Here is a 25270-nt window from a genome sequence, read left to right as displayed (position 1 = left end):
AGTATCTGGAACTTATTAAAAGATTACCCAGAACGCTATATTTATGAAGCAGTGAAAACCGGAGTAGATTTACCATTACCGGAACATATTGCTAGAGGTTTAAATGATGTTTCTCAAAGACAGAATTGGAATCAACCAGCAGATGATAATTATGGTTTACCTACGGAAATTTGGAGAGAATATATTACCAGAAAAACCCGTTATTTAGAAATCAGAGAAAAGCTAGTTAATGGAGAAATTAATCATATCAATGATTTAATTACTTATAACTTGAATATTCGTCAATTTGCAGAAGATGTCATTAATAATTGTCAAGATCCGCAATTTTTATATAGTATCTATGACCAATTAGGTAAAATGTCAATTCTTGACCCTACTTGTGGGAGTGGGGCTTTTTTATTTGCTGCTTTGAATATTCTTGAACCTCTTTATGATGCTTGTTTAGAAAAAATGACCAGTTTTCTAGAGGATAATGATAACAATAATAAGAATAAGACTATCAAGCAATTTCAACAAATTTTAAATGATGTGAAATTTCATCATAACCAACGTTATTTTATTCTCAAAAAGATTATGTTAAATAATCTCTATGGGGTGGATATTATGGAGGAAGCGACGGAAATTTGTAAATTACGTTTATTTTTAAAACTAGTAGCACAGGTAACTCCTAATCATAGTTTACCTAATTATGGGATTGAACCTTTACCAGATATTGATTTTAATATTCGTGCGGGTAATAGTTTGGTGGGTTTTGCTAATTATGATCAGGTTAAAAAAGCCGTTGAAGGTTCTCAACAATTTATAGAAGTTTATGAAACTTTTAAAATAATGCAAACTTGTAATCAAACTTATAAAAATAAACAAATGATACAAGAAACTTTAAATATTTTAAATGAGGATTTGAATGAGTATTTAGCGCGGGAATATGGGATAGATGTTAAGAAGAAGCAGGAGTGGGAAAAGTGGAAATTATCTCATTGTCCTTTTCATTGGTTTGTGGAGTTTTATGGTATTATTAGTCGTGGGGGTTTTGATGTGATTATTGGTAATCCTCCTTATGTGGAATATAGTAAGGTCAAAAAGGATTATGAAATTAAAGGTTATCAAACAGAAAAATGTAATGATTTATATTCATTCTTAATAGAAAGAAGTATTTACATTTCTCATCAAAAAAGCTGGTTAGGAATGATTATTCCAATATCTTTTGTTAGTACAAATGGATTTGATTTACTGCGTAATTTAGTACAAATAAATTATGTAAAAACTTGGATAAGCACTTATGCAATGCGTCCATCTAAGCTATTTGAAAATGTAGATAAACATTTATGTATTTGTATTGGAAAAAAAAGTTTAATAAGTTTACAAAAAAGTATAAGCAATAATTTGGTATATTCTAGTAAATATTATCGGTGGTATCATGAAGAAAGAAATTATCTTTTTCAACTCTTGAAATATGTTATTATTCCAGAACATTTATTTTACTTAACCTCTATTCCAAAATTTGGAACAATTTTAGAAATTAGCGTTTTTGAGAAAGTTATTAAAGAACAAAAAACATTAGGTGAACAAACAAGTCAAAATGGTAAGTATTCTTTATATCATACTAGAAAATTAAGATATTTTTTACAATTCCTTAATCAACCACCAACAATCATAAATTCTCTAGGGAAAACACAAACAACTTCTGAGTTAAAAACAATAAATTTTGATTTAGAAATTAATTGTAATGCTGTTTTATCTGTTTATTTATCCTCGTTATTTTTCTGGTATTTTTTATCTTTATCAGATTGTAGAAATGTTAATAAACGGGAAGTCAACGGATTTTTGTTTAATTTAAACAAAGTGAGTAATAGTATTAAACTTTCATTATCAGAACTTGCTCAACAATTAATGTTAGATTTACAAAAAAACTCAATCATGAAAGATATTAATTATGTCAAGCAAGGTATATTAAAAGTTCAGTTCTTTTCTCCCAAATTATCCAAACCTATCATAGATGAAATAGATAAGATATTAGCAGAACATTATGGATTTACAGAAGCAGAATTAGACTTTATCATCAACTATGATATAAAATATCGCCTGGGTAAAGAACTAGAAGAAGATGATGATTAAATATCAGCTACCGAAATGCTAAAATCAGTGTAATGGTCTAAATGTCTGTCCCACTTATAGTACAAATGTATACATTATCACCCATTATCCTTTGCGGGTAACGCTTTTTTTCATAGGTTTTCCTTGTTAATCTCAAGTTAGTTAATCAAAAATTTACTAAAAAAGGAACTCGTAAATGATTATTGTCATGAAGGTTGGTTCCCCCCAGGAAGAAATAAATCGCATTACTACAGAATTATCTAGCTGGGGACTAACTCCAGAAAAAATTATTGGTCAACATAAGGTGGTCATTGCTTTAGTTGGGGAAACCGCTGATTTAGACCCCCCCCGTATTCAAGAATTGAGTCAATGGATTGAGCAAGTATTACGAGTGGAAGTACCCTATAAACGGGCTAGTCGTCAATTCCGTCATGGACAAGCTTCTGAGGTGGTGGTAAATACTCCTCAAGGAGATGTGGTGTTTGGTGAACATCATCCTTTGGTGGTTGTGGCTGGACCGTGTTCGGTGGAAAATGAGGAGATGATTGTGGAAACGGCGCTGCGGGTAAAGGCTGCGGGGGCTAAGTTTTTGCGAGGTGGAGCCTATAAACCCCGCACGTCACCCTATGCTTTTCAAGGTCATGGTGAAAGCGCTTTGGAATTGTTAGCTACAGCCCGGAAAGTTAGCGGTTTGGGGATTATTACCGAGGTTATGGATACGGAAGATTTGGAGAAAATTGGCCAAGTCGCAGATGTGATTCAGGTGGGGGCGAGAAATATGCAGAATTTCTCCATGCTCAAAAAAGTGGGAGCGCAACCTAAACCCGTGCTGTTAAAACGCGGTATGGCTGCAACCATTGAGGATTGGTTAATGGCGGCTGAGTATATTTTAGCAGCGGGTAATCCTCATGTAATTTTGTGTGAACGGGGAATTAGAACTTTTGACCGTCAATATACCCGCAATACTCTAGATTTATCGGTTGTGCCGGTGTTGCGGAAACTCACCCATTTACCAATTATGATTGATCCTAGTCATGGTGTGGGTTGGTCCGAATTTGTCCCTGCTATGGCCATGGCGGCGATCGCTGCGGGTACGGACGCGCTTATGATTGAAGTTCACCCCAACCCAGCCAAAGCGTTATCCGATGGACCCCAATCTTTAACACCGGACGCTTTTGATCAATTAATGTCAGAATTGGCGGTAATTAGTCAAGGGGTCGGTCGTTGGCCGAACCAAAAAAGCTAAAGAATGCTAACAAGAGTCGGCTCTATGTAAAGACGTTCCATGGAACGTCTCTACCACGGTCAACCTGACTTCATGGATAACCTTGTCAGGGAACGAAAAAACTTTTTCAGCACTTATTTCAGCACTATTTCAGCACTATTTCAGCAAGCCTTAATTAAAAATGCTTGAATCTTGTTTATAAAATCAACTAATCCTAGTACCAATTCATAAGCACCGACAAAACTCTGTTTGCGACTAAGTTGTTCTAGTTCTTCTGCAATTTTCCGCATGGCTGTAGCACCAACATTACCACTAGAACCTTTAAGATGATGAGCTTCCCTGGCCAGTTGAGGAAAGTCATTAACGGTAATTGCGGCTTTAATTCCCTCTACATGAAATAGGCTATCTTCCACAAAAACTTTTAATATTTCTAACTCAAATTCTGGATCATTGTCTGAGATTTGATGTAGATGTTCCCAATCAATTGGTAAATCTGTTAACGGATTATTTGTTATTAAAACTGCTGGCTCAGGGTCAGGAATAGTCACTAGTCGTCCTGCCATAATTCTGGAACTCCAAAGCTCTAATAATGTTGCTAATTTATCCTTAGTAATTGGTTTGCTAAAATAGTCATCCATACCAGCATCTAAACAACTCTGTTGATCCTCCTTCATAGCATTAGCAGTAATAGCAATAACTATAGGTTGTCGGTGATTAACAAATGAACTTATTGGCCGAGAACGAATTACTTTTGTAGTTTTTAAACCATCGAGAATTGGCATTTGACAGTCCATCAAAATTAAATCATAGGCAATGTTATCCAACATTTCCAAAACTTCTTGACCATTGGCAACGATATCAGCTTTATAGCCTAAACTGTGGAGTTGCTTGAGGATAACTTTTTGATTAACTGGATTATCTTCTGCTACGAGCAATTTTAACTTTGATTTTGTCGAATCAGGTATCTTTTCATCCAACACAGTTATAGAAGATTGCTCAATTTTAGAAGATTGGAAATTATCTAATTTTGCTTGGTTTCCTAAAATATCCATGATAGTATCTAGCAAGCGAGAAGGCTTTATTGGTTTAACTAAATAACTAATAAATCCTATGTTGATTGCTTTTTTCGATTCATCCTTTTGATTACTAGAAGTCAATAGAACTAAAGGAATATTGCTAATGGCAGAATTAGCCTTAATTTGTGATCCCAGCGTTAGACCATCTATCACAGGCATTTGCATATCAATGAGAACAATATCATAAGGGTGATTTTCGGTAGCAGCCTTTTGTAAAGCTGCAAGACCAGTATTTGCACAAGCCGCTTCATCTACCAACATTCCCCAATGAGTAGCTTGATGATAAATAATTCTCCGGTTAGTGCCATTGTCATCTATTACTAACAACCGTTTGTTAGTCAATATATCAAGCTCCAAAATCTGAGAAGAAGGCTGGATTTGCTTCATAAAAGGTAGCTCAAACCAAAACTGAGATCCTTTACCCATCTGACTTTTTACGCCAATTTTTCCACCCATTAAACTTACCAATTGTTGACAAATTGCCAATCCCAAACCTGTGCCACCATATTGACGGGTAATAGAAGCATCAACTTGGCTAAATGCTTGAAAAAGTTTGTTTTGATCTTGAAGACTAATACCAATTCCTGTATCTATAATAGTAAAGTTGAGAATGACTAGATCCTGAGTTTCTGACTTCAATTCTACTTCTAATAATACCTCTCCTTCTTTGGTAAATTTAATAGCATTACCAATTAAATTCATGATAATTTGTCGTAAGCGGCCAACATCTCCCGTCAGATATTTATAGACATTCTGTTGTACCAGTGTGGCAATTTCTAGTCCCTTTTGATGTGCTTGAGGAGCTAATAAATCTAGCACTTCTTCCAGACAATTACAAAGATCGAAATCTATGCTTTCGATGATCATTTCTCCAGCTTCAAGTTTGGATAAGTCTAAAATCTCGTTAATCAGAGATAAAAGAGCATCCCCACTCACGCGAACTATTTCTAAAAAATCTTTTTGTTCTGGGTTGAGAGGAGTTTCTAATAATAAACCAGTCATGCCCAAAATGCCATTCATGGGGGTGCGAATTTCATGACTCATATTCGCTAAAAAACTACTTTTGGACAGAGATGCTAACTCAGCTTGATGACGAGCAATTTCCAGTTCTCGTCTTTGCAGAATTTCCGCTTGCAGCAATTTAGCTTGAGCTAAAGCAATACCTATTTGATCAGATAAAGACTTGAGAAATTCTGTTTCCCAGTTAGTCCATTGACGGGGTTGGGTGCAATGATGAGCAATTAGTAAACCCCAAAATTCATCTTTGAGAAAAATAGGAACAACCAGGTTAGCTTTGACATTAAACTTTTGTAATAGTTCGACGTGACAAGACCGAATGTTAGCTTTCTCAATATCATTAATCACACCAATCCATCCTTGAGTATATTTCTCGATGTAATTTTTTGTCAAGCAAGGCTCAACAATATTTGTCCCCATAACAACTGGAATACCGGGAATTAATGCTTCTTTCCGCGCTGTTAAAGAGCCATCGGCCAACAACTCTAGAATCACTACACGGTCAGTTTTCAACAGTTTTTGGACTTCTGTAACACTCGTTTGCAGAATATCATCTATCTGCAAAGAACCGCGAATTTTTAAAGTAATATCAGCTAATAATTGCGATCGCAAGTTGAAGTATTTTAGTTCTTCCTCGGCTTCTTTGCGTTTACTGATATCACGGCCTACACAAATGAATCCTCCATCTTTCAACTTTGTCAGAGACATTTCTGCGGCAAAGTTACTGCTATCTTTTCTCTGAGCAATTGTTTCTCCATGCCAGTAACCTTGTTTCATTAGTTCAGGAAATATCTTTTTTTCAAACAATTTAACCTGCTCTTGTTCATAAACTTGTTGCCAATTTTTTCCTAGCAATTCCGTGGCATGACTATAGCCAAATATATTCACGTAAGAGCTATTGAGATAAAGATAATTACCCTGTTTATCAACAATACTAATGCCATCACTGGTCGCTTCTACTGCTGCTAATTGCCGTTTTAGAGACTCTTCAGCTTGTTTGCGTTCAGTGATATCTATGCCGGTACAAACAATAAATTCAATTTCACCATTTTCATTTGAAACCGTTCTATTTGACCAATTAATTAGCCGCAGATTTCCGTCTTTTATGCGCCAATAGTTTTCATATTCTTTTAACCCTTTACTTGATTTAATTTTTTCAAAAATAGATTGTGCCGTTCGACGGCGTTTCGGTTCTGTAAATACGTTCCAAAAGCATTGATTTCTAACTTCATTGTAAGAATAACCCGTGGTTTCTTCACAAGCTCGATTAAATCCAATAATTTCCCCTTCTGGGTTAAGAACTATCACTAAAGCATTAACTGTATCTAATACCGTTGAGAGAAGCAAACTATCTAAATTACGCCGCCATTCTAATTGTTGCATGACTTGGCGACCTAAAATATTTAATGCCTCTATCTGTTGTGGTGCGAGTTGTCTTGGTATGTCATCGAGAACACACAGCGCTCCTAAGCCATAACCGTCATCATTAATTAGGGGTATGCCCGCATAAAAACGGATCTTGGGATCTGATGTCACCAAAGGGTTATTCACAAATCTTGGATCTAAAGTAGCATCGGGAATGATCATGGGATCTGGTTGCTGGATAGCATGATTGCAAAAACCAATACTACGGGGTGTTTCTGATGCTTCTAGCCCAATTTTAGATTTAAACCATTGGCGGTCTGTATCAACTAAGGTCATTACGGCCATGGGAGTTGCACAAATAAAAGAAGCTAAACGGGTAATATCATCAAACTCCCGTTCGGACTGAGTATCAAGAATTCTGTACTGTAAAAGTGCTTCAATTCTTCCAGCTTCGTCATTGCGTAATAATGCTTTCATATTTAAAATTTACCCCTAGTTAAAAGTGTTGTGATTTTGGCTATTTTGAGTATGTAGACGTAAAAACACCAAAATGTCTAACAATATCTACGTAAATTTGGCTGATGCGTTATTTTACTTATTCACCACTTACCTACTGATAGCGAAGCGCTGCTGCAAGCAGATCAAGAAAATTCAGGATTTTTATACTTTATTTCTTGCTTCTGGGTATTATATTATAGGCAAAATAGCAAAAGTGCTGAATATTAAGAAAAATTTTCAACTCTGATCCTAAAATACATTATGATTTAGACTGAGTAGGTATGCCTAAGATTATCGGTATATGTTCAGCCTTGTAAACCAAGTCAGGACTCCAGGAAAAGTGTGGGGCGGCGAAATTGCCCCTCTGAATAAACTCAATGCCTCACGTACTCCATTACAGAGAAGAGTTTAAACCCTACAAAGAAATATCTAGTTTCTGTTCTAGAACCAAGTAGTTAAATAACCGAAAGTAACCATATACTGTGCATAACAATACAATTACAACAAACAATCCTCCTGTATCCTGGCGCTATGATCCCACGCTCTACGGAAACCGAGATCTAAGGATTGATTTTCTCCGGGGCATTGCCATTGTTTCCATGGTATTCAATCATTTAGAAAGTTCTTCTTATTTCAGTGCTATCAACAGGGGACATATTTACGCCAGTGCGGCCGAAGGATTCGTATTTCTCTCTGGGCTAGTATTAGGAATGGTGACATTGGGGCGTATCAATAAAGTTGGCTTTTCTGAAGCCATGAAAAAACTGTTAGAGCGTTCTGGAAAACTTTATCTCACCAGTCTTATTTTAATGTCTGTCCTGGGTTTATTAAGTATAATTGCCCCCGGTTGGACCCGTCCTGCCTTTGATTTTGCGCCTGGGACTTGGTGGCAAATCTTACTAGCGGCAGCTACATTCCATTTAGCACCACCTGTCATTGACATTTTGCAACTGTATGTATTGCTGTTGCTGTTTTCCCCCGCCATTTTCTGGATGTTAAGGAAGGGCTTTTGGTTGCCTGTTTTGGCTATTTCCTGGACATTTTGGAGTATCCAACAATTACATCCTTATGCCTTGAGTTTCCATCCTTTAGACAGAGAACATCCTTACTTTGCCTTAGCTGGTTGGCAAATTTTATACGTGCATGGGGTATTAGCAGGTTATTATCGTCAAAAACTACAAAAATTATGGGGAAAAATACCGAAAATCCCCCTAGTCTTATGCTTAGTATTAATCGTCATTGGCTCAATTACAACCGCACATTATGATATTCAGCTTGGTGTTTGGCCAGCCAAATTCTCAGATAGAGTTGCTTGGTTAGCATGGACAGACCGCAGTCGGGTGGGTTTTTTACGTTTAATTAATCACATCGGTTTCTTCCCTTTGCTGTACATGATTGTGGATACATTTTGGCAACCGTTGCATAAAATTCTGGGGAAACTGTTGATTAGTTTGGGTCAAAACTCCTTGTACGTCTATATTGTTCACGTTCCAGTCACAGTGATTTGGTTTTTAATTCCGGCTTTAGTTGATGGTAATCCCATAGTCACTACTATTGCTCAGGCTGTAGCTGTGGGCTGCTTCTGGTGGCTGGTGAAAAAAGAAGTGTTGTTTAATATTATCCCCCGCTAACCATGACACAAGATACAACTATCAATCCTACTCCGATCCAACCTAGTTTATTAAAACAAACTATTATCGCTGCGGCGATCGCTTTAGTTGGTTTTGGATTGCATAAAGGAATACAATGGCGTGAGACTAACATTCTCCCAATTCCAGTGACTTCCGTTGGTCAAAATCGGCTGAATGCAGAAGATATACAATTAGCCCGTACAGCTTGGCGCTATTTCGAGAAAAATCGGTTATCCACGGGTTTAGTTTCTTCTGCTGCGGACTTTCCCAGTACAACAATGTGGGACGTGGGTAGTCAGTTAGCTGGTATGGTGGCAGCACGGGAATTAGGCTTGCTCAAGCCAGCAGAATTTGATAAATGGATAGAGGAAGTATTGGCCACCCTAGCCAAAATACCTTTGTACCGGAATGAGTTACCAAACAAAGCCTATAACGCGAAAACTTTAATCCCGGTTAACTACGGCAAGTTGGCAGAACCTGAAGAAATTGGGTTTTCGGCCATTGATTTAGCACGACTAGTGCAATGGCTAGATATCATCGAAACTCGATACCCCAAACACGCTGCGGCTAGTAAAGCCGTCACGGCTCGTTGGCAGTTAAAGCGGTTACTCAAGAATGGACAGCTAATGGGGACAAGTATTAAAAATGGTAAAGAAACCTGGAACCAAGAAGGACGACTAGGTTATGAACAATATGCAGCCTATAGATTACAAAAAATTGGGATTGTAGCCCCCAAAGCACTCGATACCAAAGCCGAAACTCAGTTTGTCAATGTTATGGGTGTGGAACTACCAGCGGATAAACGCAGCACCTATCATAATTATGTCACTAGTGAACCCTATATTTTGGATGGGTTGGAAAGTGGTTTTCAGGCTTTACCTGCGGAATATGCAGCCAAGTTACTCCAAGTTCAACAACGTCGCTATCAAGCTACCAATCAACTCACCGCTTGGTCTGAAGATAATTTAGATCGGGAGCCTTGGTTTGTCTACAATTGTATTTTTGTCAATGGTCAACCTTGGAAAAGTATAGACTCATCTGGTAAAGATGCTTTTGTTTATCGGGGTAGTAGTGTTAAAGCCGCAATAGGCTGGAATATGCTGTTTCAAACTCGCTATACAGAAAGACTTTATAAGGGTATGCGCTGGCTGGCTGACCCGACTCGTGGCGTTTTTGCAGGTTTTTATGAGGAAACTCAAGAACCAAATCGAGCTTTGACTGTGAATACTAACGGTATAGTGTTAGAAGCAATACTATATCGTCGTGTGGGCAAACCCTTGACAGTTTGGGCTAAGGAAAAAGAACCCTAATCATCGGATAGGGCTTGCTGATAGCCTGCGTGGCGTAGCCATAAAAGTTGCCTGTGAGGGCAGGGAACAGGGAACAGGGAACAGGGAACAGGGAACAGGGAACAGGGAACAGGGAACAGGGAACAGAAATGGGGGCTTAGGGAGAGATATTTTGCGTAAATCCTGACTTAAAAAAACTAGACAAGAAAAAACTTTCAATTATATTACAAATTACCAATTACCAATTACCAATTCCATGATGAATTCTGATTTTGAGCCACCATCAAAAAAACTATCTTTTCTTGCTACCTTTGGCGGAGTTATAACCGCTGTAATTGCAATTATAGGTTTCAATTCTTTGTCAAAGTATTTAACTATAAATACTGATAATATTAGCAAGCTGAATACTAAATTAACAATTGTAGCAGGTAAACCCATTGCCGCTGCGGAATTGACAACCGCCAAAAGACCCTATATTGCGCCAGGAAGTGGGACATTAACTACAGAGGAAACTGCAATGGCGCGTCAAGCTTGGTTATACTTCCAACGTAATTGGAACGATCAAACTGGTTTAGTTAATTCTGTAAATAATTTTCCCTCTGTTACTATGTGGGACCAAGCCGCTGCTATGGCTGCTTTGGTCAGTGCTAAAGAACTTAATATCATTACCGTAGAAGAGTTTGAGAGCAAAATGAGTCAGATGTTAAAAACTCTAGCGTCTATGCCTTTGTATAAAGGAGAATTACCGAATAAAGTCTATAATTCAAAAACATTGATACCTGTAAATTATGGTCAATTAGATAAACGAGAAGAAATTGGTTGGTCTGCTTTGGATTTAGGACGTTTAGCTATATGGCTGAATATTGTTGGTACAAAATATCCCAAAATGCGATCGCCAACGGAAGCTGTCTGGAAACATTGGCAAATTAAGCGCTTGGTTAAAAACGGGCAAATGTACGGTACTTCTGTTATTGCTGGTCAAGAACAGTATACCCAGGAAGGGCGTTTAGGTTATGAAAATTACGGAGCTTATGGGTTAAAACTCTGGGGTTTAGATGTCAAAAAAGCCTTAGATTATACATCCAATACAGACTTTGTAGACCTCTACGGGCAGGGTGTTCCTTATGATCGACGGGATTATCAAAATTCAGGTGCAAATAATTATGTTCTCAGCGAACCTTATATTTTAGATGGCATTGAAACCGGATTTCAAGCTTTACCTAAAGCATTCTCAGACCGAATTTTAGCCGCTCAAGAAGCTCGTTATCAAACAACTAAATTTTTAACTGCTGTCACGGAAGATAATTTAGATCGCGCTCCTTACTTTGTTTATAGTAGCTTATTTGTGAATGGAGAACCTTGGGCAACCATCACAGCAACAGGGAAAAAATATGATGATCTACGTTTTCTCAGTGCTAAAGCCGCCGTAGGTTGGCACGTCCTTTATAATACTGCTTACACAGACAAATTATTTAATTTTGTGCAAACTCAACTCAAATCTGATCAAGGTTGGTACAACGGGTTTTATGAGTCTTTAAATCAGCCAAATAAAGCTCTTACTGCCAATAATAATGGTGTAATTTTAGAAAGCTTGCTGTATAAAAAAGTTGGTAAACCTCTCACGGTTTGGGCTGGAATAAAAGAGTAAAGTAAAAGTTTATTTTGATGCTGTGAAATTCGATAATTTATGATTTCGATTTCCCTGCTTTTACTTTTTTAAACTTTTAAAATCTTGGGTTGTCAGTAAAAAAACAGGTCAAAATTTTATCTGTAATTGGCCTGTTAATGTCTGATTATTATACAGACTTTCCCCAGTCATAAGATTGTGAGACTTACCTAAACTATAACCTAAATCTAAAGCTATATTTGGTGATATTTTGACTGTACAGCGAGTTTGATAGCCAGTACCTCCACTTTTACTACCATTAACTCTTTGTCTTCCCAAGGTGGTATTTAAGCGACAATTTAAAAAAGGAAAAATGTTTTTTCCCCATCCGATTTCACCGTTATAAACTAGAGAAGATTCTGGAGAAAAATAGCCACTACTTTCTTGGCGATCGCTTGTATACTTCCAAGCGAAAACATTACCAGCAAACCAAAATTCACCCCACTTATGTTCCAAGCGATTAAAAATCTGTTGCTCAAAATTACCATCATTATATAAACCCACACGATAGGAGCCAAAAAAGCTAGTATTAGGGTCAATTTGCCAAAAAGTATTGAAACCAGAGCGTATAGCTGTAATTTGATTTTCCAGTGTTTTCACACTAGTTTTATAAAGACCTTGTTCTACGACTGCTGATAAAAATAAACCTGACTTGAGGCTATAATCTGGATTGAGTTTAACAGCAATTGGTCTATCTATCTGAGCATTGAAATTGAGAGCCATTGGTAAGCGATTAAATAGATCAATTCCTGCTCCTAATTTTAGAGTATATTTACCTGTTTTGCCTTCCCATCCGAACTGAAGGGGAATATTAGTAAGAGATGTAAATTTCGTTTGACTCAACTTATTAAAGGCAGTTTTCAATTTAATTTTCTCTCCATTGAATAACCGGAATTGAAAGACTGGTTCAATAATTTGATTCTCCTGCTGGGAACTATTCATGTCCGTACGAAACCCTGTTTGGATACTTTCCAAAACAAACGCTGGCTGCACAGGTGTAGTAGGAGTTGGTTGTGAAGTTGATTGTACTGTAGGAGTTGGTTGTGAAGTTGGTTGTACTGTAGGAGTTGGTTGTCTTTGCGGAGGAGATACTTGTTGGGAAGTTAACCTTAGCTGAGGATTGAAGTTTTCAGGTGCAGCAATTAATATTGGTATTGACTGCAAATTCTGAGGAAGAAAGCTGCTGTCAAAAACTATGTTTAAGTTTTCTAAAATACCAAAATTTGTAATTTGTGCGGTTAATTCTGGAAATGAGTTCAAGTTTTTATGTAGTGGGAAAAAAATAGAGGAATCTGTTTCTGTAATATCCCCGTTATTTTGGCGTGAATTTGGTACATTATCAACCACAGGAACGGGTTCTATCACAAGTGAGACTGAACCCCAATTTTCATCTAGTTGAATAGGAGCAGCAGATACAGACTTAATACCGGAACTAGTGATCATACTTATTGGAAAAAATAAATATAGTATTCGTTGTAGCCAGTTCACTGAGAGTAACATCTTACAAAACAGTTACGTAAGGGAAGAGAATGAATATTTTCATATTAATACCTCATATTAATACCTTTGCCAATTTATCAAAAATCGCCGTAATACCCCGTTCTTCATAAGACGGGGATATAAGGCGAGACAAAAATTAAACAGACTCTAAGTGATATTAAGTATAACTTAATCATGCAGAGTGTAGTTTGATTTTTGTTAATTAGGGTTTACTAATTCCCTAAGTTAGATTAAATTGGTATCAAGTCGAAAAGGAAAAATACCGTCAGTAACCCAGCCCTAAAGGGACTGGGCTTGCAAGAGTAATCAAGCAAGCCGTACTGACCAGACCACCCTGAGTTTACTCTCATGGTAGCCGTTATTTGAGTCACGACACCCTGGAATGCGTAGCTAGTTCCCTGCTCTGTCGCTGGCAATTAAACAGTTTTAAGGTAACAGAAACAGTGTTGCCAGCCTAACAAGCTCTTATAACAGGTCGAAGCTAACATTACCCCGCAAGGGAGTTGGTTTCCAGATTCCAATCAAAAATCTGGTTTCAATTTTAAGATTCACAGCGGTTAAAACCGCTCGTGCCGTTTCCCTCTCAGGGCTAAAGCCACTGAGTTTCCCACTTGCCGGGTATTCTTATGATTGTTTTAGAATTTAAAGCCAAAGGCACGAAACAACAGTTTCAAAATATTAACGAAGGTATACGAATAACCCAATTCATTCGGAATAAGTGTCTACGGTTTTGGATGGACAATCAAGGTGTGAAACCTTACGACTTAAACAAATATACTGCTGTTTTGGCTAATGAATTTGATTTTGCGGATAAATTAAATTCTATGGCTAGACAAGCAGCAGCCGAAAGAGCCGCATTCGCAATTAAAAGATTTTTTGATAATTGTCAAGCTAAAACTCCTGGAAAGAAAGGATATCCAAAGTTTCAAAAGAATAACCGTTCCATTGAATATAAAACTGGATGGAAATTATTGGAAGACCGAAAACACATTAACTTTACAGATAAATGTGGAATTGGACAACTAAAATTAATTGGAACTTGGGATTTACATTTCTATCAAATCAACCAAATCAAAAGAATTAGAATAGTTAAACGTTCTGATGGATATTACGTTCAATTCTGTATAGATGCAGAAAGAAATATTGAGATTAAACCAACAAATAAAACTATTGGTTTAGATGTTGGACTCAACAGTTTCTATACTGATTACCAAGGAGATAAAGTTGATAATCCGAGGTATTTACGAAAATCAGAAAAATCTTGAAAACGATTACAGAAAAAAGTTAGTCGTAAAAAGAAAGGTTCTAATAATCGCAAGAAAGCTATTAACCGTCTTGGTAGAGGACACTTAAAAGTTTCACGTCAGCGTAAAGACTTTGCTATAAAAACAGCATTGTGCGTGGTTAGATCTAATGATTTAGTGGCGTTTGAAAAACTGCAAGTGAGAAACATGGTTAAAAATAGCAAATTAGCCAAATCAATTAGTGATGTGGGATGGTCAGTGGATTTTGGATTTACGATTTTGGATTTTGGATTGACTTCACCCTCAAGTGTGGAGCTTGGGGATTTTAGATTAGCAATTTTGGATTAGTTCCGCCCTGAAATTGTAGGGGTCAACGGCCGTTGCCCCCTACTTGTACCGAAAATTCCCAATCTAAAATCTAAAATCTAAAATCTAAAATTTCTTGGTCATTGTTTACTCAATGGTTAGAGTATTTTTAAAGTCTATGGGCGTGTAATTATACCTGTTGCACCTCAATATACTTCTCAAAATTGTTCTAATTGTGGGGAAATAGTTAAAAAATCTCTATCAGTTAGAACTCATGTTTGTAAATGTGGTTGTGTTCTTGACCGTGACCATAATGCTGCAATCAACATTCTAACTAAGGCACTAAGACAAGTTGGCTAGGATGTAAGTACGGTGGGGCGCACCGAAACTAACGCTTGTGGAGAGATGACCCTCTACCCAGACTTGGAGACAAGTTTATTGAAACAAGAATCCCCGTCCCTCTATAGGGCGGGGAGCGTCAAGAAATATCTCCTCTTTCATAGTAACGACGATAAAGTAATTCTAACTGACCACCATATTCTTGAATCCAAGCAATTTGGCGTAAATACATTCCCCGAAAGGTATTAGCAAAAAACAGGGTAATAATAGCTACCACTAATCCTGATGCTGTAGATACTAAGGCTTCACTAATTCCAGAGGTGACACCGGCGGTTTTTGTCCCGCCGACATCACCAATATTCAATGATTTAAAGGAAGCAATTAAGCCCAATACTGTACCTAGCAGACCCAACAAGGGGGCTAAACCAATAATTGTATCGAAAATGTTCTGAAACCTTTTTAATAGGGGAATTTCTGCCTGTGCTTCACTTTCTAAAGCCAAACGAAATTCTTCTGGGTTGGGTTCTTCCAGTTCTAAGGCTGCTAAAAAAATCCGGGCTATAGGTAAATCAGCATTTCTATGTAGTATGTCTAAAGCAGCGACTACATTACCTTGACGATAAGCTTTAAGGACAGTTTGGACAATACGGTTTTGACGGTTGCTGATTTTTACCCAAAAGGCAACGCGTTCAATAATTAGCGCCACTCCTAACACCGAAAAAAACAGCAGTGGCCACATGACTATACCACCAGCTTGGAATAAATTACTAATTTCCATTAATTTCCATTGACTATTTTGCTAATCTTCCACACTTAGATTAACAGATCGTGGTCAAGAAACAAGAATCAGTAAGTGTTGTTTTATTTTTAAGTAATTTAATTTACAATTGAATCTGTATTCCTGGGTTAATGGCTCGGAGTTTTTTGGTAGAGATTAACTTTGGATTTATTGTTAGATCATATATTGACACAACACAATTTAGGATGCAAAATACTTTTTGCTACTTTTGATCCTTAAAATTAAAAGTTATCAATATAAAACAGGGATATAAATTGGCATTATCTAATTAATTTTGATTATTAGGTAATGTCATTTTTGAAAAAATGATTTATAGATTAAACATTATGATTTTGAATGAATGGCAGTACAATATTACTAAGGCACAAATGAATAAATTTGAGTTAGCAATGGCTCAATATGCTAGTAAACCAGTTCCAGAAGATGAAAACCAAAAACTACGTTATGAGGCTCGTATTGATTCACTCAAAAGCCAAATTGAGGAGTTTACTCAAGAGATAAAAGAGTACGAAAATCTCAAAAATAATCAAGGTAAAATTGAGAAATTGCAATATGATAGTTTAGAAAAACTACCAGAAGCACTCATCAAAGCGCGGATTATTCGTGGACTCACTCAAGAGAGTTTTGCCAAACTTTTAGGAGTTAAACCTCAACAGGTGCAACGTGATGAAGCAAATGGATATGCTAGTGCTAGTTTGACAAAACTTTTGAAAATTCAACACACTCTTAATCTGGAAATTCGGGAGGAAATTATCTTTAAATAAGGGAGGATTAATTCACTTTTCCACGAATATCTACACCATTACTTTTCAATTGTCCATCTTCCATGTAAATAATCCGATCAGCTATATCGAGAATGCGGTTATCATGGGTGACAAGCAAAATAGTACAGTCTTGTTCTTTGGCCAACATTTGCATTAATTCTACCACATCGCGGCCTGATTGTTTATCTAATGAAGCTGTAGGTTCGTCTGCTAATACTATTTTTGGGTGACTAACTAAAGCGCGGGCTATAGCTACCCGTTGTTTTTGTCCACCGGATAAATTCTCTGGATAGTAATTAATATGTTCCCCTAAACCAACGTGTTCTAACATCGCTATAGCTTTGGCATTAATATCACCTTTGAAGTAATTTTCGTGCAACTCTAAAGACATCCTGACATTTTCTTTTGCTGTTAAAAAACTCATTAAATTATGGGCTTGAAAAATATAACCAATTTGACGACGTAATTTAGTTAATTGTCCCTTACTTGCACCAGACATTTCCTGTCCTAATATTTGTAAACTTCCACTTTGGGCAGAACGTAAACCCCCCATTAATGATAATAGGGTAGTTTTGCCCGAACCAGAGGGACCTGTCATAATCACAATTTCCCCCGCATTAATCTCTAAATTAATATCAAATAATACTTGTTTTTGTAGCGCACCTTTACCAAAATAATGATTAAGATTGGCTACAGAAATCACTGTTTCTGAACTAGAAATAACTTCAGGAGCAATAGTTGTAAGTTTCAATGGCATAGTTCCTTCCCTTGGGGTGAGATATAAAAAAGAGTTTTATTGATTGAGAATTAAAAAATGTCAGCAGGATCAGCAGAACGCAGTTTTCCCATGGCAACTGCTCCAGAAATAGTACACATAATTACTGTTAAGATAAAAACATTAATTGCCCGATCTAATTTCATAGCTATGGGTAAAAGAGTCGCAGTAAAAGTTAATTGATATATCCCAAAAGATAGCAACAATGCAGGTAAATAACCTAATGCAGCTAATAACAATGCCTCTTGTAATAAAACTCCCAATAGATAATGATCAGTATACCCCATGGCTTTGAGAGTTGCGTATTCTGGTAAGTGATCAGAAACATCAGAATAAAGGATTTGATAAACAATGACAATACCAACAATAAAACCGACAATCACACCCAAACCAAAAATAAAACCAATACCTGTACCATTAGCCCAATAATCCTTTTCCTTTTGAGCAAATGTTTCTGGAGTTCCAACTTCCACAAAAGGATTTTGAGGATCTGGATTTAATCTTATTCTCAATTCGGCTTTGATTTTTTCAAGATCAGCACCGGGTTTGAGAGTAATTAAACCAACTTCAATTTGATCAGGTTTGCGGTTAGGAAATAATTGTAAAAAAGTGGAATCACTAGCCACAACATTACCATCAGAAGCAAAGGAAGCACCATTTTGAAATAAACCTTTAACATTGATATTTTTTCCGTTTAATTCAGTATTAAATTTCCCCGTTGCTCGAAAAATTTTGCCAATTTCCCCATATTCTGGACGACTGGCTTCATCAAACAAAACTTGATTTAATTGTTTGAGATCATCTTTATTAGCTTGGACTTCAGGAAATTTTAAACCAGGTGTAGCTGGATCTACACCCCAAACTAAAATAGATCGATCCATTCTTGTCTCAGGATTACGCCATTGTCCTATACCTATGTAAATAGAACTAACTGATTTGACACCTTCATAACTTAATGCTTGATAAAGTCTTTCTCTAGAAAAGCTTTTAACTGAAAATAGAGTTTGAAATTGGGGATTAGTTAAGACTAAATCGGCTTGTAAATTGCGATGAGGTTTGATAGCAGAATCAAATAATGCACTTTCAAAACCCATTTGAATAAATATTAGTATATCAGCAAAGGCAATTCCTGATACTGCAATTACTAACCGCGTTTTTTCTTTCATTAATTGTCGCCAAGCTAGGGGTGTTTTTTTAAATATTTTATTAATCATTAGTTTGATTTTTTGCACCTTTATGGGTAAGATTTTACAATTTAATTGCTGTTTGGACTTGCAAGTTAGTTAAGCCAGAAACTCGTTTACTATCTTCAGGATTTAGGCGAATTTTTACTTCAATAATTCTACCATCTAGGTTTTCTCCTGGTTGATCACCAAAGACATTTTGGCGCTTGACTTGTAACCCAATTTGTTGGACTATACCTTTTAATTCTCCTGTAAATCCTTGACTGGTAATTATGGCTGTTTGTCCTAATTTGATCTTACTAATATCGGTTTGATAAACTTCTGCTACTGCCATCATTATGTTAGTTTGGGCAAAGTCAGCCACCCCTGGTTTATCAATTTTTTCACCGACACGGGCATGAATTTTAATAATTTGTCCCGTCATAGGGGCGCGAATATAAGCTCCTTGTAGTTCGGTTTCTGCACGTTGCAAATCAGCGATCGCACTTTCAACTTCTGTTCTGGCTAATTCTATATCAACGGGACGAATTTCGCCAATACTACTAAGTTTAGCCTTGGCTTCACTAATTTCTTTATTGCTAGTATTATTAATACGATTTAGGGCAATTTTAGCTTCTGCTAGTTGTTTATTTGCGGTGGTATTAATCCGTTTGAGAACCGCTTGAGATTCATTTAATATTTGTTTTGCGGTTTCTACATTTAAACGTTTACTATCAATTACAGAATTAGAAATTACACCCTCAGAAAATAACTGTTGATAGCGTTGATATTCTGCTTGGGCATTGTTTAATTCTGCTGTTAGTTTATTAATAGTTGCTGTTTGGGCAATTCTATCACCTTCCCATTGGGCTGATATCCGAGCAATATTTTCTGCTTGGGCTTGTTTATCTCCTGTATATTGGGCTTTAATTCTCTCAATAATTGCTTGCTGTGCGGCAATTTCTCCTGACTTAGCACCAGCCTTAATTTGCTGTAATTTAGCTTGGGCAACTTTCACCTGTTTCTGTCTTTGAATCAGGGCTTTTTTTAGCAGATCACGAGATTGTAAAATGGCAATTACTTGCCCTACTTTAACATTATCACCTTCTTTAACTAATAGTTGAGAAATGCGATCGCCATCTAATGCTAAGGGTGCAGATAATTTAATTATTTCTGTTTCTGGTTCTAATCTTCCTAATGCAGTCACCATGGGCGAAATTGGGACAATTGGTTTTGCTTCAATTACAGAAGATTTTTCCATTTTGCCAAAGTTAGAAATCCCATAAATAGCAATTCCTCCTGTTATCGCAGTGGCCGCAACTATTAAAGCAATTAACCCTTGATTTTTAGGTTTAAACAACAGTTTATAACTCATCATAATTCACAAAATTAGCCATACCCACATACCCAACTTCTTTAAAGAGGTCGGGTATTTTTTAGATATAAAGAATAATATGACAGTTTTGTAATCTTTGTCAATATATCTTTACAAATTAGATGTGATCATTAAAACGGTGTTTTTACCTGTAAGTGTAAGGTTTTTTCTAACTGGGGATGGTAAAAACTCAACTCCCTTGCGTGTAAATATAATCTACTGACACTCTTGAGACAACCATAGAGTTTATCCCCTAAAATCCTCATTCCCAGTCCTCTCTTATCAGCAGCATGAACCCGTAATTGATGGGTACGTCCAGTCAGAGGTATAAATTCTATTCTAGTATATTTTCCTTCTGCGCCTATTACACGAAAGCGCGTTAAACTAGGCTTACCCCGTTCTAAATCCACTTGTTGATAGGGACGATGATCTGGATTTCCCCATAAAGGTAAATTAATTTCCCCTTCATTAATAGTTAGAGAACCTGTAATTATAGCCTCATAAACTTTATGAATTTTCCTTTGTTCAAATTGTTGACTTAATTGGGAATAGGTAACTACATCTTTAGCTATTAATAAAATCCCAGAAGTATCTTGATCTAAACGATGTACAGCTATTATTTCCTGATTATATAGATAACCTAAACGACTAATTACACTATCTTGATTATGAGAATAACGACCGGGAACAGACAATAATCCTGATGATTTATTAACTGCAATTAGCCATTCATCCTCATAAATGATTTCTGGTTGATTTAGCTTTAATCCTGATAATAAAAATCCCATTAATGGCTGACATCTTTCCAAACAAGCACCATAAAATTCTCCAGAAACCTTATTTTCTATAGAAGAATTACCCCACCAAAATTCAGCCATTGCTAAAGGTTTTAATCCATGGGTTGCAGCATAATGTAATAATTTAGGAGCGCAACATTCCCCCGTTCCGGTTGGTGTTCCTCCCGGTAATAATTGCTGTAAAGATAAAGATTGTCCAGAAAAATTAGTTAGACTATAAGCAGCGTGCATTTGTGTTTGTAATTTGCGAGATAGTTCTTTGCGCTGTTGTCTTAATTCCGTAATTCTTCTATCTGTGGCGGCTATAATCTCCTGCAAAGGCTGTAAAACTTCATTTTGACGGCGTTTGATATTTCGGCGTTCAATTCCCTGTTGACGGCTTTGTGCTGCTAGTTTTTCTAAGGCAATTTTTAGAGATTCACCGCTAAGAATTTGCTCTAATTTTTGCCGTTGTTCCTGTCGTTCTATTTTGCTATGATGATGATGTAAACTAATAGCGTGTAATTCCTGGGTATATTCATCAGAAAGAGTTTGATATGTTTGTCTTTCAGGAATTTTTTGGAGATTAATTATCTCTTTTTTAATAGTTTCTAATTCTGCTAAAGTCTGAGTTTCTAATACAGCCACTTCCTGTCTACCAGGAATAGGTGGAATCCAACCCTCGACCAGACTATTACCATGGAATAAACCAGAAAATGCCTTAATAACTCTTAATTCACTATTGGGTAATTCAACTAATAAAATACCATACATTTTTCCCTCACGGGAATAAGGATAATTTTCCTCAAGTTGTTGCATGAGACTATGGGCTATAGCTTCTGCTAAACCAGTGCGAGGTAATCTTAATATTTCACCAGTTTGGGGACATTTACCTTCATAGTAATAGTTTGGTTGTGAGGGAGAAATTATAGCATCAGAGTTGATAAAATCGGAAATTGGATGAAGAATATTCATAATAGTCAGAAAATATATAGTTTAGGAATTACTAACTTTTTTATAAGTTTTTCAGGAATTTTATCATTTACTTTTTCTTAAATTCAATTATTTTTCTAACAACAAAAAGCAAACATAGACTCATAGATAAAATAACTGCAAAGGGAGTGAGATAAGTCCAATTACCGGACATTTTATCTAAAATATGCCAGGGAAGTATAAACAAACATAGATAGGTTAAATTGTGGATTTTTTTCCAATTTCCTTTAAGTTTTCTCATACTTTCATCATTAGAAGTTATAGCTAGAATCGTGAAAATAATTATTGATGATAAACCTTGGAAATAAGTAATCCAAGTATTAAAATCTAAGAGATTTAAAGATCTTGTCCAGATCAATAATGCACCGTGATTACAAGCAAAACAAAAAGCAGCAACACCAGTGTAGCGTCGGGTTTTTAATAAGCTTTTCCAAATAGATTGTTGCTTATAAAAATTCGGAAAAACTGTTTTTATCATAGTAGGAATAATAGTCAATGAATAATATATTAAAGACAAAAAACCAATAATATTTGCATAATCAGTATGTGGCATCAAAAAAAACAATACAGCACTGACGGTGTAACCAATAAATACTAATGCGACAAAACTAAAACAGCCCTTGAAGTTGTTATTAAATAGAGAGTTCATGTCCAGATTCCTTTAATCAATGAATACTTAGATATCAGTACCGAAACAAAAAAGTCTTAGCTAACAATCAAAGCAATCAAAACTATACTGAAAATTATACTGACTTCACTATTACTCTTTATTACTTTTTCTCAGACAATACGGTCTAATTTTTTCACAATTAGCAAGAAATAGCAATATTTCCAAAGGTAGTTGACAGAATTTTATTAGTATGATGCGGGGAATTTCCATTAGTATTATCCTTCCGCAAGCCACTGTTTATAACCATACATAAGTAATCTTTCCTTTAAATTAGCAATAGCTTCGGATCTGGGTATATTAATTGACTGTACGCGATATACATCATATTGATATATAATGAAAATGAATAATTTTTGATATCTGCTTATGACATTACAAGAATTGCAAAAACAAGTATTACAGTTACCAATGAGCGATCGCTGGCAATTGGTACAAACTATATTAGAATCAATACAACAAGAAACTATATCACTATCAAAGCAGGGTAATTTATCTCGACTGCGTGGTATTGCTAAAAGTGTAAATATCTCCAGTGATGAGAATATTAATGGAGATTATGTCACTTATCTAACTGAAAAATACCAATGAAGCGAGTTTTTATTGATACGAATGTCGTCCTAGATTTTTTGCTGGAACGAGAACCTTTTGTAGAAGATGCAGTCAAGCTATTTGCAAAAATTGATGCAAGTGAGATTATAGGGTTTATTGCTGCTACTACAATTACTAATATTTATTATATTATTCGTAAAGCAGCAGGTGTAAAAGTTGCTCAAGATGCAATTTATCAAATTCTCACAGATTTACACATTTGCACAGTTGATAAAAATATTTTAGACTTTCAATTAATCTTTTACCATTACTAAAACGCTGCAAGAATTATGCAATTGATTCAGTTCCATCTTTGATTATCGCCTGTTGAACTTGTTCTTTCCAATTTTCATCATTTGGGTTAATTGTGATCATCCGTCCTTCAGATTTAGAACGATCAACATAAGCGTGAAAAGCTGAAATATCTTCTCTGTGAGTAAGAATATAACGACGTAATTCTTTCAGAGTCATTGCTTTATAATTAACTAATGTCATCGTTCATCCTCTATTAAAATTTCTTACTTTTCTTAGCGTCTACCCTGGGGGATATATAAGAGAGATTGCGCGAAACAAAAAATATACTAACTTACACTAATTCAGCAGCTAAAAGCCTACCTTCAAATGGTTCATACTCATCTTCTAGTAACCATAACTTGGCAGTTTCATAATCATTACTAGAAAATACAACCTTATCACCCTGTTTTGGATCATAAATTCGACAATTTCCCTCACTATCACAAAGTAATAACAGAATATATGGAGGTGATAACATCGGATCTATCCATACTTCTGTAAATTCCCAGTTATTCTTCACTTGGTCTGGTGCGGGGTATGACGTGGTATTGGTTGTCTGCATTGATTTTTATCTCCCCATAGTAAAGTGGAATATTACTACCATCTGGACTAATTCTATAACCTATTGGTTCAGTAAAAAACATTCCATAGCGTTCATAATCTCGAACAGTGCCGATAAACTCACCTTCTTCTATTATGCACTGAGCAACTTGATTCATGGTATTTTCATCGTTAAATACATGAGCGGCTTGTCCTTTTTTTAGAAGTCTCTGCATTTGCGGTGTTCCTGGTAAATGCTTGGCAATATGTCTAACGTCAAGGGTGATTTGACGATTAATTAATTCTGATGTCATTTAATTTTACCTAATTTACTTTATATAACAAACTTAATGAGGTCTATATCTAACCGAAAATGGTGTATATGGGAGAATACCGTCCTCAAAGGTCGTGATATTACTACTTGCTAAAAAGTATTTTGTATGCTGCATCTTCATCTGTAAAAAAAATCTCCCACACAGCAGGAGAGATAAAAATGAAAGTGATTATTAGCTTTTATAAGTTAATATATAAGCACCTTTTATGCTTTTATTGTTACCATTTTTTTTTATTGATTCTTGGTAATCAGTGTAAACATGATGTTATGCTAAGAAAGTCGTACATATATGATTAGTTGAGATAACCATGTACAAAGTTTACAAAATTGATGTCAAAGAAAATGAAACAGTTTTAATCAAACTGAATCGTCCCAATAGCAGACGGCGTATTAAATATGCTCTGGTGTCTGAAAATCTCTACTCTAGAGCAAATGAAATTTTATACAAAAGAGGACTGTATTTTTTAGACTACCTCAATTTTCTCCGTAAACACGAAAATAAAGAATTTGTTTTCCTAACAGAAGATGAAAAATTACAGGAATTAATTTCAGACCTTTTGGAGAAAGGTACTCCTTATGTAAGATGCTCTCATTTCGTTTTTTCAGGTATGTCTTGGATTCCGTCTATCGAAAAATTTGCTCTAGAATTTCCTGAACTCAATGACAAATTATTAGACCGTATTAAGCCTGAAAGTGATTTTAGCCTTGACATTGAAGACGGTAATTATGATTACAGTTATGATTCTAGTGAAAGACCACTAACAAAGCTTGAGTATTACGGGTATGAACCAAATTATGAACGTGATATAGATCTAGCCGAACGACTTTACGGAGTACCTGATCCGAGGTTAGTTGAAGATGACTAGTCCCCTACAAAAACCTCCTTCCCCTCTCCGCGCCTGGAAGTTTCTCAACGAACTGTTCGTTGCAATCATCTAAGTCCGCTACA

20 protein-coding genes and 2 pseudogenes are annotated in these 25270 nt (G+C 36.1%); 11 read left to right on the top strand and 11 right to left on the bottom strand.

Translation table 11 applies throughout. The features are described 5' to 3' along the window. Positions 1 to 2115: DNA methyltransferase (locus H6F62_RS08125; RefSeq protein ID WP_190371780.1), on the top strand; the 2115-nt coding region annotated here is incomplete at its 5' end. 175 nt (positions 2116 to 2290) lie between these two features. Beyond that, a complete protein-coding gene (gene aroF, locus H6F62_RS08120) occupies positions 2291 to 3340 on the top strand; it encodes a 3-deoxy-7-phosphoheptulonate synthase (RefSeq protein WP_190371779.1) in 1050 nt (349 codons plus the stop codon). A 140-nt stretch (positions 3341 to 3480) separates the two neighbouring features. Here aroF and H6F62_RS08115 read toward each other — a convergent pair whose 3' ends face one another. Continuing rightward, positions 3481 to 7254, bottom strand: a complete 3774-nt coding sequence (locus tag H6F62_RS08115; RefSeq protein WP_190371778.1) for a response regulator — start codon at positions 7252 to 7254, stop codon at positions 3481 to 3483. Between the two features lie 503 nt (positions 7255 to 7757). Between H6F62_RS08115 and opgC the strand changes: the two genes are divergently transcribed. From opgC to H6F62_RS08100, 3 genes are all read left to right on the top strand, one after another. Next, positions 7758 to 8906: an OpgC domain-containing protein gene (gene opgC / locus H6F62_RS08110; RefSeq protein ID WP_190371777.1), complete on the top strand. Its 1149-nt coding sequence runs from the start codon at positions 7758 to 7760 to the stop codon at positions 8904 to 8906. 2 nt (positions 8907 to 8908) lie between these two features. After that, positions 8909 to 10216, top strand: a complete 1308-nt coding sequence (locus H6F62_RS08105; RefSeq protein ID WP_190371776.1) for a DUF3131 domain-containing protein — start codon at positions 8909 to 8911, stop codon at positions 10214 to 10216. A gap of 238 nt (positions 10217 to 10454) precedes the next feature. Next, positions 10455 to 11843: a DUF3131 domain-containing protein gene (locus tag H6F62_RS08100; RefSeq protein ID WP_137908332.1), complete on the top strand. Its 1389-nt coding sequence runs from the start codon at positions 10455 to 10457 to the stop codon at positions 11841 to 11843. Between the two features lie 108 nt (positions 11844 to 11951). Here the strand turns inward: H6F62_RS08100 and H6F62_RS08095 are convergent, their stop codons facing one another. Then, on the bottom strand, positions 11952 to 13304 hold the full coding sequence (locus H6F62_RS08095; protein WP_190371775.1) for a PT domain-containing protein: 1353 nt from the start codon (positions 13302 to 13304) through the stop codon (positions 11952 to 11954). Between the two features lie 683 nt (positions 13305 to 13987). Between H6F62_RS08095 and H6F62_RS08090 the strand changes: the two are divergent. Together H6F62_RS08090 and H6F62_RS08080 are read left to right on the top strand one after the other, a co-directional pair. After that, positions 13988 to 14863: pseudogene (locus tag H6F62_RS08090) on the top strand (transposase); the annotation flags it as partial. Between the two features lie 182 nt (positions 14864 to 15045). Next, positions 15046 to 15256, top strand: a pseudogene (locus H6F62_RS08080) (transposase); the annotation flags it as partial. A 133-nt stretch (positions 15257 to 15389) separates the two neighbouring features. On the opposite strand, the gene H6F62_RS08075 reads toward H6F62_RS08080, so the two are convergent. Continuing rightward, positions 15390 to 16028, bottom strand: coding sequence for a MotA/TolQ/ExbB proton channel family protein (locus H6F62_RS08075; protein ID WP_137908202.1), 639 nt, complete (start codon positions 16026 to 16028; stop codon positions 15390 to 15392). 347 nt (positions 16029 to 16375) lie between these two features. Here H6F62_RS08075 and H6F62_RS08070 point away from each other — a divergent pair, with 347 nt between their 5' ends. After that, positions 16376 to 16813: a helix-turn-helix transcriptional regulator gene (locus H6F62_RS08070; protein WP_137908201.1), complete on the top strand. Its 438-nt coding sequence runs from the start codon at positions 16376 to 16378 to the stop codon at positions 16811 to 16813. A 7-nt stretch (positions 16814 to 16820) separates the two neighbouring features. Here the strand turns inward: H6F62_RS08070 and H6F62_RS08065 are convergent, their stop codons facing one another. From H6F62_RS08065 to H6F62_RS08045, 5 genes are all read right to left on the bottom strand, one after another. After that, positions 16821 to 17570 (bottom strand): DevA family ABC transporter ATP-binding protein, encoded by a 750-nt coding sequence (locus H6F62_RS08065; protein WP_190371773.1) that lies wholly within the window; start codon positions 17568 to 17570, stop codon positions 16821 to 16823. Positions 17571 to 17620: 50 nt separating this feature from the next. After that, complete coding sequence (gene devC / locus H6F62_RS08060; protein ID WP_137908199.1) at positions 17621 to 18802, bottom strand: ABC transporter permease DevC; 1182 nt, start codon at positions 18800 to 18802, stop codon at positions 17621 to 17623. 34 nt (positions 18803 to 18836) lie between these two features. Continuing rightward, complete coding sequence (locus H6F62_RS08055; protein WP_190371781.1) at positions 18837 to 20126, bottom strand: ABC exporter membrane fusion protein; 1290 nt, start codon at positions 20124 to 20126, stop codon at positions 18837 to 18839. Between the two features lie 131 nt (positions 20127 to 20257). After that, positions 20258 to 21877, bottom strand: a complete 1620-nt coding sequence (locus H6F62_RS08050; protein WP_190371772.1) for an RluA family pseudouridine synthase — start codon at positions 21875 to 21877, stop codon at positions 20258 to 20260. 67 nt (positions 21878 to 21944) lie between these two features. Further along, the gene (locus H6F62_RS08045) at positions 21945 to 22544 is read right to left on the bottom strand and encodes a ferric reductase-like transmembrane domain-containing protein (protein WP_190371771.1); all 600 of its coding nucleotides are present in this window, start codon (positions 22542 to 22544) and stop codon (positions 21945 to 21947) included. Positions 22545 to 22931: 387 nt separating this feature from the next. On the opposite strand from H6F62_RS08045, the gene H6F62_RS08040 reads away from it, so the two are divergent. Next, positions 22932 to 23153 (top strand): hypothetical protein, encoded by a 222-nt coding sequence (locus H6F62_RS08040; protein ID WP_137908196.1) that lies wholly within the window; start codon positions 22932 to 22934, stop codon positions 23151 to 23153. Continuing rightward, complete coding sequence (locus tag H6F62_RS08035) at positions 23150 to 23428, top strand: PIN domain-containing protein (RefSeq protein ID WP_190371770.1); 279 nt, start codon at positions 23150 to 23152, stop codon at positions 23426 to 23428. The genes H6F62_RS08040 and H6F62_RS08035 overlap by 4 nt, the downstream gene beginning before the upstream one ends. 13 nt (positions 23429 to 23441) lie before the next feature. Here H6F62_RS08035 and H6F62_RS08030 read toward each other — a convergent pair whose 3' ends face one another. From H6F62_RS08030 to H6F62_RS08020, 3 genes are all read right to left on the bottom strand, one after another. Next, the gene (locus tag H6F62_RS08030) at positions 23442 to 23648 is read right to left on the bottom strand and encodes a hypothetical protein (RefSeq protein WP_137908195.1); all 207 of its coding nucleotides are present in this window, start codon (positions 23646 to 23648) and stop codon (positions 23442 to 23444) included. Positions 23649 to 23739: 91 nt separating this feature from the next. Next, on the bottom strand, positions 23740 to 24009 hold the full coding sequence (locus H6F62_RS08025; protein WP_137908194.1) for a hypothetical protein: 270 nt from the start codon (positions 24007 to 24009) through the stop codon (positions 23740 to 23742). Continuing rightward, on the bottom strand, positions 23957 to 24301 hold the full coding sequence (locus H6F62_RS08020; protein ID WP_137908193.1) for a hypothetical protein: 345 nt from the start codon (positions 24299 to 24301) through the stop codon (positions 23957 to 23959). Before H6F62_RS08020 ends, H6F62_RS08025 begins: the two co-directional genes overlap by 53 nt. 328 nt (positions 24302 to 24629) lie before the next feature. Here H6F62_RS08020 and H6F62_RS08015 point away from each other — a divergent pair, with 328 nt between their 5' ends. After that, complete coding sequence (locus tag H6F62_RS08015) at positions 24630 to 25187, top strand: hypothetical protein (protein ID WP_137908192.1); 558 nt, start codon at positions 24630 to 24632, stop codon at positions 25185 to 25187. The last annotated feature ends 83 nt before the right edge of the window (positions 25188 to 25270 follow it).

It is taken from the genome of Anabaena sp. FACHB-1391 (genome assembly GCF_014696755.1).
GTDB lineage: Bacteria > Cyanobacteriota > Cyanobacteriia > Cyanobacteriales > Nostocaceae > Dolichospermum > Dolichospermum planctonicum.
Note: the sequence above shows the minus strand (reverse complement) of the source record. Positions and strands in the feature narration are given on the sequence as shown.